Here is a 14,926-nt window from a genome sequence, read left to right as displayed (position 1 = left end):
AAAAATTAAATGTCTTTTTGTTACCTTACTTGTAATTTGAACCCGGTATTGAAGATCAGTAAAATAATATATCATCTTTTGTTTTGGGCGCTGGCCTACTTTTTTTGGATATTTATTTTCAGAAACGGGGCGCTGGTGCTTATCCATACCATTACCATACAGTTTTGTTATCTGGCGTTTATATCGGCAAACTACTATTTTAACGCGCTGTACACCATACCCAGATTGCTTAACAACAAACGGTATGTAAAATTCGGTATCCTGTTTATTGGTGGCATCGTGCTTACTGCGCTTATCCGCATACCAGTATCCATGCTGGTGGTTACCTATATTTTTAAAGTGCCAACCCCACATTTCGATTTGTTGACCATTTTTGTTGACTCGTTCATCAATATCCTGTTTTGGGTACTTTGTATACTCGCCGCAAAAATGGTGATCGAAAAGACACGTTCTCAGATCTATATCGAGCAGATAGAGAAAGAGAAAGCAACCAATGAACTGAATTTTTTAAGGGCTCAGTTTAATCCACATTTTTTATTCAACTCCATCAATTCTATTTACGGTCATATCGATAAATCGAACAAAGATGCCCGAGGTATGCTACTGGTTTTTTCTGAAATGCTGCGCTACCAATTATATGAATGTAATGTAGAGCAAATAGAACTGAACAGGGAACTGAACTACATCCGCAATTACATCGCTATGCAAAAAAGCCGGATTGATGAGCGGATCGCCGTTTCCTTCAACATTGGCGAAATCAACGGTAATATTCAGGTTGCGCCTTTGCTGCTGATCACCTTTATTGAAAATGCGTTCAAATACGTGGGCTTTAACGAGTGCACGGCTAACCGCATCGACATCAATTTAAACTACAGCAGTGGCAGGTTGATATTTTCGATCTCCAATACCAGGGATGCCTTCATCAATCAGGCGCCAACGGTTGCCTCCGGCTTAGGTATAGCCAATGCCCAAAGGCGCCTCGAACTGCTTTATCCCGGCAAACATGAACTGCTTATAGTGGATAAAGAAGACACTTATGAAATTATTCTAACACTTTTCGATCTATGAAACTTAACTGCCTGATCATTGACGATGAACCTATTGCCCGTAAATTACTGCAGGAATATATCGAAGAAACAGATTTTTTTGTTTTGGTGGGTACTGCCGAAAATCCATTGAAGGCAGCAGGACTGGTTAACCAGCTGGAGGTAGACCTGATATTCCTGGATATCAATATGCCCAAAATGAATGGGTTAGATTTTTTACGGTCATCCGTAAATTTACCCATGGTAATCATGACCACGGCTTACGGCCAATATGCGTTGGATGGATTTGAAATGGCTGTGGTAGACTACTTAGTAAAGCCCTTTAGCCTCGAACGTTTTTTAAAAGCCACTCAAAAAGCGCTGGAGTTAAAATCGCTTAAACAAAAAAAGACGTCTTATACAGACGCGAAGCCAGATCATTTTTTTGTTAAGTGTGAAGGCAAAATAGAAAAAATTTTATATGCCGAGCTGAATTATATAGAAGCGATGGCAAATTACCTTACGCTATATACTAACGGAGGTAAATTTGTTGTGTATCTCACCATTAAAGGCATCCTGGAGAAACTGCCGGCCGACAAATTTATGCAGGTGCACAAAAGCCATATCGTTAACCTAAATAACGTGCAAACCATTGAAGGCAATATGCTAAGGCTGGGTGGGGTTAAAATCACAATTGGTTTAAACTTTCACGACGCAGTAATGCAGCGTCTCTTAAGGGACAAATTCATCAAGCGATAGCTTCACAAAGCATCTCAGCAAGATGCACAGCCCGCAGCCGGTTATTTTAGGGCTGTGCATTTAAAAACAAAGTTTACCTGATGCCCTTACTTGGTAACAACGACCGGATATAAGCCGTAATCTCGGTATGGTATTCCACCAGTGCAAAATGCCCGCCATTCAATAAATGCTTTTCCGCGCTTTTCAGGTCCTTTAGATAAGCTAAAGCCTTGGGAAAGATTAATATCGGGTCGTTTTGCCCCCTACAATTAGCACAGGCGGCCGATGCTGGCGAAGGTATCGCTGCCAGTCGGGATATTTTGTTAAATTGGTATGGTAGTTTTGAAACAGCGCATTTTGGATGGGCTCGTTTTCTTCCCCTTTGATAAATTGATAGTCCATTAAATAAGCATCGGGATTGATATGAGCGGGCTTAGCTGCACCCTCGGTTTATTTTGTACCTTGATGCCTTCAGATGAAATGATGGATTTAAGGATATTTTCAACCTCAGCCTTATCGCCAACATCTTCCATTGTCATTATCTTTTTAAAGCCGCTGCCTAATCCCTCACTGTAAGCATTTACATTCTGAACAATTAGCGCGCTTATCCACTCCGGATGTTCTACCGCCAAACGGAAACCTATAGGCGCCCCATAATCCTGTATGTATAAACTACAGTGTTTTAGGTTAATTTGGCTGATAAAAATCCTCCATCACAGCGGCCAGGTGACCAAATGAGTAATCAAACGCATACATCGGTGGCCGGCAGCTTAAGCCAAAGCCCGGATAATCAGGTGCTATTAAATTTAGTCGGCTGCGAGGTCATTTATAATATCCCGGTACATAAAGGACGAATATGAGAAGCCGTGCAGGGCTTTGTCCGGAATTGTTATGTCCAGATCGATAACCCGGATGTGGAGTGTTTTAACACTCCCTAATTAATGAAAGGCCAGTAACAACTTACTTCAAGCCTTTATTAATTGTAAATACAACAATTAATAAACTATATATATAAATTTCTATTGCAATTCATTTATTATTGAAACTACAGGTGGATGCCCACTTTCAATATTGAATCGCAACGACTATGTATACATCTATCAAAGGTATTTTGCCGCTTGGTCGAATCTTCGTTAAATATAATTCGTGCGAAATCCCTTGATTAAAAGCCAGTTGATTTACTTATTTGACATAGCCACGTCAATGCCTCGTTAAATCTTCCTGAAATTTTTGAGTATAACAATCCTGTTCTGCTGTCTTATTTAATAATCACAGGTCAGACTCTGCCAAAACCAACACTATAACCAATTATAATAATACGCATCAGTTGGGAAGCATCCCAGGATGTTAGGATATCAGTATGAACGAAACCAATATTCAGGACTTGCTGGATGAACCACAGTATATTGACCCCTGTCGGCCGATTTGTCTTTGACCACTTTCTATTTTTGTAATCAAGCAGTTAGAAATGCAAACAAAATTGGCGAGGTGGGGTCAACCAAAATGTTTTTTCCAACTAATGCAAAGCAAATACTTTTTCCCTAACCCCACTACAATTCTGCTTACTACCTTAATTTCAAGCTTTTATGACGAGAAAGCTAATTGGCGAATAAGGGGTGAGTACTACCGGTTTATCCAATATATGAGCAAAATATATTCGGATTCACAGATAATCCGTAACCGCATATGTTTACCGGCCCCAAGGCTCCCGACATCAATTCGCCATGAATTGATGCCGGCTATGTCCGCCTCCGGCATAACGAAATAAATTTCCTGCATAAAAATAAATTTGCTTTATTGTACTTTATTTAAGTCGAAATTTAAGTTATAACGCCAGCCAACTCGTTTCAAGATCTTCAGTACATCTTTATAGGAGTTGACAGGCCATTTTACTCAAATTGCGTTTAATGTTAAAACTACATTTAATACATCTGCCAATTAATAACTTGATTATTTACACGCAATGGCTGCTTGCATCAGGCAGGTGTGCTTTTTTAGGTAACTTAAATAGTCGCGATGGTCAATTATAACACATTAAGCGATTCCGAGTTAACAGATCTGCTCAAGCTGGATGATCCGCTGGCCTTTGCAGAGATATACGACCGATACTTCGGTTTATTGTATCTCCACGCATTCAACCGCGTAAGGGATAAAGAAGAAGCAAGAGACGTAGTGCAGGAGTTATTCGCGTTTTTGTGGGCTAATCATAGTTCCATTGAATTTAAAACCAACCTGTCAAATTATTTGTATACTGCTACCCGAAACAGGATCCTAAACGTAATAGGGCGTAAACAGATCCATGAAAGATATAGATTGAAGCTTCCCGAGCAGCTCATCGCACCTGTCATGACCGATCACTTGGTGCGTGAACGGCAACTGACCGAGATCATTAACAAAGAAATACAGGCTTTACCCCCTAAAATGCGCATAGTTTTTGAAATGAGCCGCAAGTATCATATGACCCATAAGGAGATTGCCGGTAAGCTGGATATTACCGAACAATCTGTAAGAAGCCATGTAAAAAATGCGCTTAAAGTATTGAGGGTTAAATTGGGGCTCATAACATTTTTGATTTTTATTTTATTCGATAAATAATTTTTACCCCCATACCTACCGGGCTATTTGTCTATAATAAATAAGACAATACTTAGCCAGTTGAACCCAAAAATCAATCTTCAGGAGTTATTAAGTAAATATCACGCCGGCACAATAACCGACGAAGAGCGCGTTTTATTGGAGGAATGGTACACCCGATGGAGACCTGAACAACAAGAGCTTTCATCAGAAGAAATTGACCAGATGAAAGCGGATGTTTGGCAATCGTTAAATGTAACTGTACTGCCGGCTGCAACCAAACGGCTATGGCCACGATTAGCATTAGCAGCGTCTGTGATACTTTGTTTATCAGTAGGGGGCTACTATTATCTTTCAAATTCAAAAGTCAGTCAGCAGCAAATGACGGCAAAGGTTGAAAAGGCAGACATTGCCCTGGCGGTAATAAAGCGGTCCTGGTACTAAACAACGGCCTCAAGATTAATTTAAACAGCCAGATAAACGGCACAATAGCTAAACAAGGCAATATCAGAATTGTAAAAACGGCTAACGGTAAGTTGGCGTATGCACCCGACAATACAGATCCTTCAATTGTAGTTTACAATACTTTGAGTACCCCCGCGGGGGAAAATATAATCTGGTTTTAGCTGATGGTACCAAGGTATGGTTAAACTCTGCATCATCCATCACTTACCCCACGGCTTTTAAAGGAAATGATCGCACCGTAAATATTACCGGCGAAGTTTATTTTGAAATTGTACATAATGCGAAACAGCCATTCAGGGTAAAATTCAAAGGGCATACTATTGAAGATATCGGTACTGAGTTTAATATAAATGCCTATGATGATGAACAGGTAATAAAAACCACACTGGTGGCAGGCAGCATAAAATTATCAAGAGATTCACGGAGTGTACTACTCCGCCCCGGACAGCAAAGTATAACGTCTTTATCAAACACAACAATTGAAATTAAAGACGCGGATATTAACGAGGCAACGGCCTGGAAAAACGGGCTGTTCAAATTTAAAAAAGCAAAAATTGAGGATGTTATGCGGCAGTTATCTCGTTGGTACAACGTTGATGTTTCATACCCGTATGGTATTCCGAAAACCGTTTTTTCTGGCGAAATGATCAAAGATGCGAACGCCTCACAGATACTGGATATGCTGGCTTATTTTAAAGTAAACTATGAAATTGTACAGCAAACCAAAGGCTCAGAAAAGAAAATTATCATTAAACCTTAAACCTACACTAAATAAGTAACCAATTATTTAACAGCTAACCTAAAAACGATGAAAAAAATATTACGTCAAATAACCTGATCAGAGAAAACAGGGTTCTTAAAAGAACGCAGAAGTGGTTCGAAGCACTTCTGCGATAAAGCTTGAGTCAACCCTTCCGAATAAATCGGTAAAACAAATGGAGTATTATCTTATGTGTTAACCTCAAACCTAACAAATGTAATGAATTTTACAGGTGTCCTAACAGTGATATGCCCTAAAAAAGGCTCGCTGGCCCATAAACTTATTATGGTTATGAAACTAACCACTCTCCTACTAATAATTACGCTATTACAGGCAAGCGCTAAAAGCTATAGTCAAAAGATCAGTCTAAACGAAAAAAATGCCTCCCTGCAAACAGTTTTATCCCTGATTAAAAACCAGTCAGGTTATGTTTTTCTGTATACCGATCAAAACCTGGTGAATACATCCATCAGCGTTAATGTTAAAGACGCCTCGATTGAGGAAACATTGAACGCCTGTTTTAAAAACGCGCAGATCGGCTACAAAATCACCGGTAAAAATATTTTGCTGAGAGCAACTTATACTCAAACAGCTGAGCAGGAAAACACTCCGCCGCCGATCACTGTCAAGGGAAAGGTTGTTGATGATACCGGAAAACCCCTGATGGGCGCATCGGTAAAATTAAAAGGCGGAAGTTTAGGTACACAAACCGATACCGAAGGGCGTTTTACGTTAAGCAACGTTCCGGATGACGGTATCCTGGTTATCTCTTTCGTGGGATTTACTACTTTAGAAGTACCGGCAAAAAAAAGTCTCGATAATATCAGGCTTGTTCCTCTGGCTTCAGACCTGAGCCAGGTTGTTGTAGTTGGTTACGGCACGCAGAAAAAGGTCGTTGTGTCGGGCGCGGTATCAGATGTAAAGGGTTCAGAACTGGCTAAATCGGCCTCTGTTAACCTCTCCAACTCTCTTGGTGGCCGCCTGTCGGGTATAGTTGCTATCCAATCCAGCGGCGAACCTGGTGGTGACGGCTCTACTATTCGCATCCGCGGTATCAACTCCTTATCAGGCGGTAACACAGATCCGCTGATTGTAATTGACGGGGTACCGGGACGTGCCGGTGGTATTGACAGGATAAATCCTAACGACGTAGAAAGTATATCAATTCTGAAAGATGCGTCTGCCGCAATATATGGATCAAGGGCCGGTAACGGTGTAATTTTGGTTACTACCAAGCAAGGTAAATCGGGTAAGCCACAATTCAGTTATGATTTTTATTATGGTTTGCAGCGTCCTACCCGTGTACCCAAAATGGCAAACGCACCGGAATATGCCGAGATCATGAACGAATTACAAATATTCAACTCGGGCTTAAATCAAAGCAGCTGGAACGATGCCTGGCAAGCTTTAAAAAACACAGGCACGTACACCCGGCCTGATGGCGGCAGCATAAACGCTGCTTTTTCGCCGGAGGCTATGCAGAAATTCAGGGATGGATCTGACCCGCTCCGATATCCCAATACCGATTGGTTTGGCACCGTATTTCAAAAATGGTCGCCGCAACAAAGGCACAACCTGCAGGTTACGGGCGGTAACGACTATACCAAATACCTTGTTTCGCTGGGCTATTTAAACCAGGACGGTTTTTATAAGAACTCGGCCACCAGATACAAGCAGTACGATTTGCGAATCAATGTAGAATCTAAAGTTAGTAAATATATCACCACCAGTTTAAATGTTACCGGCAGGGAAGAAAACCCTAACTACCCAACAGTGAGTGCCGCCAACATTTTCAGGTTTATTATGCGTGGCAGGCCAACGGATGTAGCCATTTGGCCCAACGGTTCGGCCGGTCCGGATATTGAAAACGGTATTAACCCGGTTGTGGCTACAACTAACCAAACCGGATATGATAAAAATACTAAAGATTACCTGCAGACTACCGGTAAAATAGAAATTAAATTGCCGGGCGTAGAAGGCCTAAAATTAACCGGTACAGCGTCGCTGGATAAATACTGGGACAGGCAAAGTACCTGGAGAACACCATATAAATTGTATTCGTGGGATAAAACTACCTTAAATAATGATGGCAGCCCGCAATTACAGGTTAAAAACTTTTACCCTGACCAGTTTCATACACCAAATCTTACAGAAAAAAACATTAATGAGCTGGATATAAACTTAACCGGAATCATCAATTATGACCGGAACTTTAATGGTCATGCGGTTTCATTAATGGCCGGTGTACAGCGCCAAACTGCTAATAGCAGCGGCTTTACAGCTTTTAAAACCAACTTTATATCCTCGCAAATCCCGCAGTTATCATTTGGCCAGGAATTGGGACAATCAAACGGGGCCAATGATGTATTTAAAAGTGCGCGCTTAAGCTATTTCGGTTCCGCCAATTATAACTATAAAGAAAAATATATCGCGCAATTTCTTTGGCGTGTAGATGGCTCCTATATCTTTCCCCCCAGCCACCGGTTTGGCTTTTTCCCGGGCGTTACGGCAGCATGGCGCATTTCGGAAGAGCGCTTCTTTAAAAACAACATTCACTTTGTCGATAATTTGAAGCTAAGGGGCTCATGGGGCCGCATGGGCGCCGAAGCATATTATGGCGGTGCGCTTAAAGAGTACCAATACCTAACTTTATTAGCCACCAGCAATAACATGTTTAACGGGCAGCCCGTTGCGACTGTTTATGAAGGCACCGTACCTAACTATGATTTTACCTGGGAAGTTGCAAACAATACCGATGTTGGCCTTGAAGCAAGCTTTTTAAACAGCCGGTTATCAGTAACGTTCGACTATTTTTATAACCTCCGCTCAAATGTACTGGCGCCTAAAACCGGATCGATACCGGGAAGCGCAGGTATCCCTGTATACAACTTTCCTCCTGTTAACCTCGGCAGGTTGAAAAACTCGGGTATGATTTCAGCGTGAACTACAGTGACCGCGCCGGCGATTTTAATTACAGTGTTAGTGTAAACGCCGGATATGCTAAAAATAAAGTATTGTATTTTGACGAAACCCGGGCGCACCAGACTGGCAGCGGGCAACCGGTCATCCAACAGATGCCTGGCTGTTATACCAATATGACGGCGTTTTCAAAGACCAGGCAGACATCGACAACAACAAGCTTGATTACAGCGGATTAGGCATTTCAAACTCGAGCTTAAGGCCCGGAGATATGAAATTTAAAGATGTAAACCACGACGGTAAAATTAATGGTGATGACAAAATACGGATGGATAAAAACGGCACTCCTACCTTTACAGGTGGTGTGAACATCAACCTGGGTTACAAAGGATTTGACCTGAGCGTATTGGTTCAGGGAGCTACCGGCGGCTTACAAAAAATAGGGCTGACCGAATCAGGAAGTATCGGTAACTACCTGGAATGGTCATATCAAAAACGTTGGAGTATTGATCATCCTAACAACCTTTATCCGCGGTTATCTGACTCTAATAGCGGCGCTACCTACTTCACTTCCAGCGCGTCAGACAATAGCTATTATGTAATCAATAGCAATTACATCCGGATAAAGAATGTGGAGTTGGGTTATACACTTCCGAAAGAATGGATACAAAAGTTAGGGCTCAATTCATTGAGGATCTACGCTAATGGCATCAACCTGGCCACTTTTGATAAGATCAAAATTTGGGACCCCGAATCTACCAATACCAGCGGACAGTATTATCCGCAGGCTAAGGTAATTAACATGGGTGTTAAAGTCACTTTTTAAGGAGCGTAAGAAAACGCATTATGAAAGGAATTGATATGAAAACGACATTAAAAAATAAAAACCTGTATCTGCTGGTGTTCATTATGATAATGGGCGCGGCTTGTAAAAAGGATTTCCTGAATATTACGCCACCCAACCAACTATCTGCTGATGTGGTTTGGAGCGACCCGACCTTGGCCGAAGCCTATATGAACGATGCCTATAAAGGCCTGATAAACGGTGGATTATCTGAGCAAATGCTCGCCTCCGTATCCGACGAATCTCTGTTTAACCATACCGGACGCGGTATCGATATCGTCAATACAGGCAATGTTAGCCCCACCACTACCGGCTGGATTGACGATTCGTGGAACTGGGACAGGATGTACCTGTATATCAGAACCTGTAATACGGCTATCGACAGAATTGTAAGCGGCAAAAATAGTATTTCCGACCAGACCAAAAAAGACCAGTTTTTAGGTGAAGCCTATTTTTTGAGGGCCTATTACTACCAGCAATTATTACGCTTTTACGGCGGTGTCCCCCTCATCACCAAAGTATATAACATTACCGATGACCTTAAGGTAAAGCGTAATACCTACGAGGAGTGCGTAAACTTCATTGTAAAAGATTGCGATGAAGCGAACAAATTATTATCAGGTAAAACAATGGACCAGGGTCGTGCTACGGCGCTTGCAGCCCTGGCCATTAAATCGAGGGTATTACTTTACGCAGCGAGTGACCTGCATGATAAAGCCAAACTAACGGCAAAAGTTAGTGGTATTCCGGATCAAACCCTTCCCCTGCTGTGTTACACAAGCGGCAACCAGGCTGATCGTTACCGCCTGGCACAAACCGCGGCAAAGGCGGTAATGGATGCTGATCCGCGCACGGGTTATAAACTAAATTTATCAGCTCCTGTTTCAGCCAGTCAGGGCGCTATCAATTATGCGAGTATCGCAATGGGCGGAGGCAGTAAAGCGCCCAATATTGACCCCGCCGGGGCTTCAGAAATCATCTTTGCAAAGTATTTCCTGCTGCCAAACTATGCCGTAACACCAAACCTTTACAACGGGCCTAACGGTTATCATAACTGGGGGGGGAACTCTCCGATTGGCTTACTTGTTGATGATTACGATATGCAGGACGGTACCCCATTCAGCTGGTCGAACCCATTAGAAAAAGCTAATCCCTATAAAAACCGCGACCCCCGATTTTATGCAACGGTGTTGTACGATGGCTCGGATTGGAAACCCCGCGATAAAGTATCTGGCAATGTTGACCCCGCCAATCAAATTCAAACCGGCACTTATGATTTGATGGTGAGCGGCAAACTAACATCTTTCAGCGGACTGGACACCCGCAACAGCTCGTTAGAAAACTGGAACGGTACCTATACCGGCTATTACTATCATAAATTTACCGATCCGGATCCTAATATCATTGACCAAAACATGCCGCAAACTATTCCATGGCCTTTTTTCAGGTATACAGAAGCTGTTTTGAATTATATTGAGGCGTCTATCGAACTCGGTGACACAGGCCCGGCGGTAGAATGGTTAAACAAGGTCCGCTTCAGGGTTGGTATGCCCGCGGTTACAACCACAGATCAAACAAGCCTGAGAACCATTTACCGTCATGAGCGCCGGATTGAGATGGCCTATGAAGAACAGCGATATCATGATGTACGCAGATGGCTGATAGCCAACGAAACCGTAGGCAGGAAGGTAACCATAGTAACTGTTACCGGAAAATTCAAATCGGGAAAAACGCAATCCTCTCCTTACCATTATGACCCATCGGTTTATGATTATACCTACACGCCGTCTGAATATAATGTATTGGAAAACCGGGCCTGGAATAATGCGCTTTACTTCAGGCCAATCACGCGCGACGAAGTAAATAAGAACAATTTACTGATACAAAATCCCGGATATTAAATATATCCGAAAGAATCCGCTAAATTGGTTTAAACAGCGATAACCTTAAGTAACGACTGAAAAAAATTGCCAACCGGGTAATCGAATTTATTAAAGCTAACAACTTCAAATCATTATCCAAATGGTTCGGGTTTTGTACCAGCGGGATCACCGAAGTAGCCAGATACAACGTATTTGGCTACTTTGTTATACATATTGCAGTAAAATCCCTGATCTCCATTTTAATTCCAAATTTAGATGAGTTCTTTTTCTAATAAAGTTTAACAAAATCAAACCTGATTGGTGTGGTAATGGGAAAGGTGTAGCATCCCGGTTTCGGCTAAACCAAACATGGATTTGGATAAATCTTTCCCACTGTAACGGCGGTTCTTTGTATTAACAAAAAGAACCAATATGAAAGTATTCGTTACCGGAGCATCAGGCTTCGTAGGTGCTGCCGTTGTGCAGGAATTATTAAAGGGCGGTCACGAGGTACTGGGGCTGGCGCGTTCGGAAGCATCAGCAGCCAAATTAAAAGCAGCCGGGGCCGAAGTGTTTTACGGCGATCTGGAAGATCTGGATAGCCTGCGTAAAGGCACCGTCGAAAGCGATGGGGTGATCCATTGCGGCTTTATCCACGACTTTACACGCTTTGCCGAGGTTTGCGCGGTGGATGAGCGGGCCATAGAAACCATAGCCAGTGTACTGGCCGGTTCAGACCGTCCACTGATCGTTACTTCAGGGACCGCCCTGGTAAATCCCGGTAGTCTGGCTGTCGAAGATATGCCATCACCATTCAACCCTGCCTGGCCGCGCGCCTCGGAGCGGGCAGCAGAAACTGCCGCAGCCGCCGGCGTCCGTGCCGCCATTGTGCGTTTGCCGCCTTCAGTGCATGGCGATGGGGACAAACACGGCTTTATCCCTATCCTGGTGAATCTGGCACGAGAAAAAGGGTTCTCTGCCTACATTGGCGAAGGACAGAACCGCTGGAACGCGGGACACCGGCTGGACGCTGCGTTATTGTACCGTTTAGCATTGGAGCAGGCAACGCCCGGAGCGCGTTTCCATGCGAATACAGAAGAAGGCATAACCGTTAAAAGCATCGCCGAGGCCATTGGCGCTCAATTGAACCTACCGGTCAGATCGATTACCAGCGAAGAAGCAGCCGGGCATTTCGGCTGGTTTGCCCACATGGCGGCGATCGATTGCCCGACTTCGAGCACGTGGACCCAAGAACACTTAAACTGGCAGCCAACACGTCCTTTCCTGTTAACCGATATAGAAAACGGCATTTACACCCAATAAGATGAAGTTAGTTGTAACCGGTTCTTTAGGAAACATTAGCCAACCGCTGACAGAAATATTGGTAACTCTGGAACACGAGGTTACTGTAATCAGCAGTGATGTAAAAAAACAAACAGCCATTGAAGCGCTGGGCGCTTCGGCTGCCATAGGCTCTATTGCCGATGTTGATTTCCTTACAGCAGCCTTTCAGGGGGCAGATGCGGTTTACGCCATGATTCCGCTCAGTTTTACGGAGCCGGACCTGGGCACGTACCTGCGCCGGATAGCTAAAAACTACGTGCAAGCTTTAAATACAACGAAGGTCAAGCGCGTAGTCGTGATGAGCGGTTGGGTCGCCGACCTGATCAAAAGCGAAAACCTGGAGAACGAGTTTAACAGCCTGGAAGCTTCCGTGACTTTTATGCGCCCCGGATCATTTTATACGAACTTTTATCAGCATGTCGACATGATCAAAGGCAGGGGCCTGATGGGCAAACTACTCACACTGCGTTACTCCGGCTTTTGGGCATTGCTGACGGGGAAGACCGGCCTGTTGATGGGCAATTGTGGCGGTGCCGACCGCATTATTTTCGTATCGCCCAAAGATATTGCCGTGGCAGTCGCGGAAGAGCTGGTGCTGATGACTGAGCAAAACACCATTCGCTATGTAGGCAGTGAGGAGCTGACCTGCAACGAAGCGGCCCGGATCATCGGCACGGCGGTAGGCAAGCCCTGGCTGAAATGGGTGTTGCTGAGCGATAAAGCCATGCTGCAGGGATTGAAAATGGCTAAAGTACCCGAAAAACTCGCGGAAACTTTGGTAGAAATGCAGGCCGCTATGCACAGTGGTAAACCGCTGGAAAACTTTCATCGTAATCACCCGAAAATGGGCAAGGTTAAGCTCACAAATTTTACCCAGGAGTTTGCCCGGGTATACCATCAAAATTAAGTACCTTGTGTGATGAGCAATTCAACGCCTTTCCGTTTCAGCACCATCAGCGACTATCATCGTGTTGCGGGCTTGCCCAAACCAGCTCATCCGCTGATCAGTGTGGTCCGCATGGAAAATATTAACCTGCCGATCGCCGAGGTGCCGTTTAGCCTGGTGGGGGACTTTTACTGGATCTCGATGAAGAAAATGCAGCATGTCAAGTTCCGCTATGGCCAGCAAAACAGCGACTTTGACGAGGGTGTGCTCTTCTTTATGTCGCCCGGTCAGTTGTTTGGCGTGAAAAGTGTGGAGCATGCAACAAAAAAGCCTGAAGGCTGGATGATCCTGATCCACCCGGACTTTCTGTGGAACACGGCGCTGGCCAAAAACATCAAACAGTATGAGTTCTTTAGCTATTCGGTGAACGAGGCGCTGTACCTGTCCGAAAAGGAAGAGACAATGCTCACCGCGATCGCGGGCCAGATAGAACAGGAATATAACACCGCTATCGACCGTTTCAGCCAAAGCGTCATCATTGCGCAACTGGAGTTATTGCTCACCTATTCGGAACGTTTTTACCAGCGTCAATTTATTACCCGTAAAAAATCCAGTCATGAACTATTGACTAGGCTGGAAGATCATCTGGACAGTTATTTTAACAGCGGAACCTTAGCGAAGCAGGGTCTGCCGAGCGTAACCCACATCGCCGAAATACTGAATATTTCCCCGGGGTATCTTAGCAGCCTGCTCAAAACACTGACCGGGCAAACCATGCAGCAGCACCTGCATCATAAGCTGGTAGAGCTGGCCAAGGAAAAATTGTCCACGACCAACCTTACGGTCAGCGAGATCGCTTATGAACTCGGGTTCGAACACCTGCAGTCGTTCAGTAAACTGTTTAAGACCAAAACCAGCCTCTCGCCACTGGAATTCCGGCAATCTTTTAACTGATCGTTCTGTTAATTGTGGTTGATCCAATCCAACAAAACCGCCTCATGCAGGAAACCTGTTCTGAGTGATGCTTTCTTGTATGCCATTAAAAGAGTCGGTCGATGACCATTAAAGTACTGTTGTGATTTGATAAGGATCGCCTTGTTATGAAAAACTATGCTATCATTTCACTACCGGATCCCAGGTCCCCTGCTGTTCCGGCAGTGCGATCTGATTTCCCCAGTCATACATGGCTTTCAACACCGGAATAAGCGTTTTGCCCAGTTCACTGAGCTCATATTCTACCCGTGGCGGCTTTTCCATATAAGTATGACGGATGATCAGTCCATCCTCTTCCAGCTCCTTCAATTGCTGACTAAGTATTTTGCGTGAAATATCAGCCATTTGCACACAAAGCTTGCCAAACCGAACCTTTCCTCCGTTCAGCAAGCGCACCAGTATGATGGGTTTCCATTTGTTCCCGATATAACCCACCGTTCTTACAACAGCGCAGTTTTCGGGATTTTGCAGCATCTTTCTCATTTGTTAGTTACCAATAGGTTACTGCTATTTTGC

General features: G+C 43.9%; 14 protein-coding genes and 1 pseudogene. 13 read left to right on the top strand and 2 right to left on the bottom strand.

The features are described 5' to 3' along the window. Window positions 1–9 precede the first annotated feature (9 nt). Together DIU38_RS03030 and DIU38_RS03025 are read left to right on the top strand one after the other, a co-directional pair. Window positions 10–1,068 carry a sensor histidine kinase gene (locus DIU38_RS03030; protein ID WP_112656662.1) on the top strand — a complete coding sequence of 353 codons (1,059 nt, stop codon included), beginning with the start codon at window positions 10–12 and terminating at the stop codon, window positions 1,066–1,068. Continuing rightward, the gene (locus DIU38_RS03025; protein WP_112656660.1) at window positions 1,065–1,784 is read left to right on the top strand and encodes a LytR/AlgR family response regulator transcription factor; all 720 of its coding nucleotides are present in this window, start codon (window positions 1,065–1,067) and stop codon (window positions 1,782–1,784) included. Before DIU38_RS03030 ends, DIU38_RS03025 begins: the two co-directional genes overlap by 4 nt. Before the next feature lie 380 nt (window positions 1,785–2,164). Here DIU38_RS03025 and DIU38_RS03020 read toward each other — a convergent pair whose 3' ends face one another. Beyond that, entirely contained in the window at window positions 2,165–2,395 is a 231-nt protein-coding gene (locus DIU38_RS03020; RefSeq protein ID WP_112656658.1) for a hypothetical protein, read from the bottom strand. A gap of 1,384 nt (window positions 2,396–3,779) precedes the next feature. Here DIU38_RS03020 and DIU38_RS03015 point away from each other — a divergent pair. From DIU38_RS03015 to DIU38_RS02980, 11 genes and pseudogenes are all read left to right on the top strand, one after another. After that, window positions 3,780–4,358 (top strand): RNA polymerase sigma-70 factor, encoded by a 579-nt coding sequence (locus DIU38_RS03015; RefSeq protein WP_112656656.1) that lies wholly within the window; start codon window positions 3,780–3,782, stop codon window positions 4,356–4,358. 60 nt (window positions 4,359–4,418) lie between these two features. Next, a complete protein-coding gene (locus DIU38_RS03010) occupies window positions 4,419–4,781 on the top strand; it encodes a hypothetical protein (RefSeq protein WP_149354014.1) in 363 nt (120 codons plus the stop codon). Between the two features lie 172 nt (window positions 4,782–4,953). Next, a pseudogene (locus DIU38_RS34775) lies at window positions 4,954–5,145 on the top strand (FecR family protein); the annotation flags it as partial. Window positions 5,146–5,190: 45 nt separating this feature from the next. Then, window positions 5,191–5,562 carry a FecR domain-containing protein gene (locus DIU38_RS03005; protein ID WP_167516066.1) on the top strand — a complete coding sequence of 124 codons (372 nt, stop codon included), beginning with the start codon at window positions 5,191–5,193 and terminating at the stop codon, window positions 5,560–5,562. 291 nt (window positions 5,563–5,853) lie between these two features. Beyond that, a complete protein-coding gene (locus DIU38_RS03000; RefSeq protein ID WP_208809216.1) occupies window positions 5,854–8,505 on the top strand; it encodes a SusC/RagA family TonB-linked outer membrane protein in 2,652 nt (883 codons plus the stop codon). Then, window positions 8,502–8,720 carry a hypothetical protein gene (locus DIU38_RS33375; protein WP_208809215.1) on the top strand — a complete coding sequence of 73 codons (219 nt, stop codon included), beginning with the start codon at window positions 8,502–8,504 and terminating at the stop codon, window positions 8,718–8,720. Before DIU38_RS03000 ends, DIU38_RS33375 begins: the two co-directional genes overlap by 4 nt. A gap of 32 nt (window positions 8,721–8,752) precedes the next feature. Beyond that, complete coding sequence (locus DIU38_RS33370; RefSeq protein ID WP_208809214.1) at window positions 8,753–9,307, top strand: hypothetical protein; 555 nt, start codon at window positions 8,753–8,755, stop codon at window positions 9,305–9,307. 35 nt (window positions 9,308–9,342) lie between these two features. Beyond that, complete coding sequence (locus DIU38_RS02995; protein WP_112656720.1) at window positions 9,343–11,226, top strand: RagB/SusD family nutrient uptake outer membrane protein; 1,884 nt, start codon at window positions 9,343–9,345, stop codon at window positions 11,224–11,226. Between the two features lie 393 nt (window positions 11,227–11,619). After that, window positions 11,620–12,510: an SDR family oxidoreductase gene (locus tag DIU38_RS02990; RefSeq protein WP_112656652.1), complete on the top strand. Its 891-nt coding sequence runs from the start codon at window positions 11,620–11,622 to the stop codon at window positions 12,508–12,510. 1 nt (window position 12,511) lies between these two features. Next, complete coding sequence (locus tag DIU38_RS02985) at window positions 12,512–13,438, top strand: NAD(P)H-binding protein (protein WP_112656650.1); 927 nt, start codon at window positions 12,512–12,514, stop codon at window positions 13,436–13,438. Between the two features lie 12 nt (window positions 13,439–13,450). Beyond that, window positions 13,451–14,371, top strand: coding sequence for a helix-turn-helix domain-containing protein (locus tag DIU38_RS02980; RefSeq protein WP_112656648.1), 921 nt, complete (start codon window positions 13,451–13,453; stop codon window positions 14,369–14,371). Window positions 14,372–14,533: 162 nt separating this feature from the next. On the opposite strand, the gene DIU38_RS02975 is transcribed toward DIU38_RS02980, so the two are convergent. Further along, the gene (locus DIU38_RS02975; protein WP_091170936.1) at window positions 14,534–14,893 is read right to left on the bottom strand and encodes a winged helix-turn-helix transcriptional regulator; all 360 of its coding nucleotides are present in this window, start codon (window positions 14,891–14,893) and stop codon (window positions 14,534–14,536) included. Window positions 14,894–14,926 lie beyond the last annotated feature (33 nt).

Source organism: Mucilaginibacter metallidurans, from assembly GCF_003286435.2.
GTDB lineage: Bacteria > Bacteroidota > Bacteroidia > Sphingobacteriales > Sphingobacteriaceae > Mucilaginibacter > Mucilaginibacter gossypii.
Note: the sequence above shows the minus strand (reverse complement) of the source record. Positions and strands in the feature narration are given on the sequence as shown.

Coding starts and splice junctions, on each gene's coding strand:
- DIU38_RS02985 (WP_112656650.1), top strand. CDS start 12,512: ATGAAGTTAGTTGTAACCGGTTCTTTAGGAAACATTAGCCAACCGCTG.
- DIU38_RS02980 (WP_112656648.1), top strand. CDS start 13,451: ATGAGCAATTCAACGCCTTTCCGTTTCAGCACCATCAGCGACTATCAT.
- DIU38_RS33370 (WP_208809214.1), top strand. CDS start 8,753: ATGAAATTTAAAGATGTAAACCACGACGGTAAAATTAATGGTGATGAC.
- DIU38_RS02995 (WP_112656720.1), top strand. CDS start 9,343: ATGAAAACGACATTAAAAAATAAAAACCTGTATCTGCTGGTGTTCATT.
- DIU38_RS03025 (WP_112656660.1), top strand. CDS start 1,065: ATGAAACTTAACTGCCTGATCATTGACGATGAACCTATTGCCCGTAAA.
- DIU38_RS03030 (WP_112656662.1), top strand. CDS start 10: ATGTCTTTTTGTTACCTTACTTGTAATTTGAACCCGGTATTGAAGATC.
- DIU38_RS03000 (WP_208809216.1), top strand. CDS start 5,854: ATGAAACTAACCACTCTCCTACTAATAATTACGCTATTACAGGCAAGC.
- DIU38_RS02975 (WP_091170936.1), bottom strand. CDS start 14,893: ATGAGAAAGATGCTGCAAAATCCCGAAAACTGCGCTGTTGTAAGAACG.
- DIU38_RS02990 (WP_112656652.1), top strand. CDS start 11,620: ATGAAAGTATTCGTTACCGGAGCATCAGGCTTCGTAGGTGCTGCCGTT.
- DIU38_RS03015 (WP_112656656.1), top strand. CDS start 3,780: ATGGTCAATTATAACACATTAAGCGATTCCGAGTTAACAGATCTGCTC.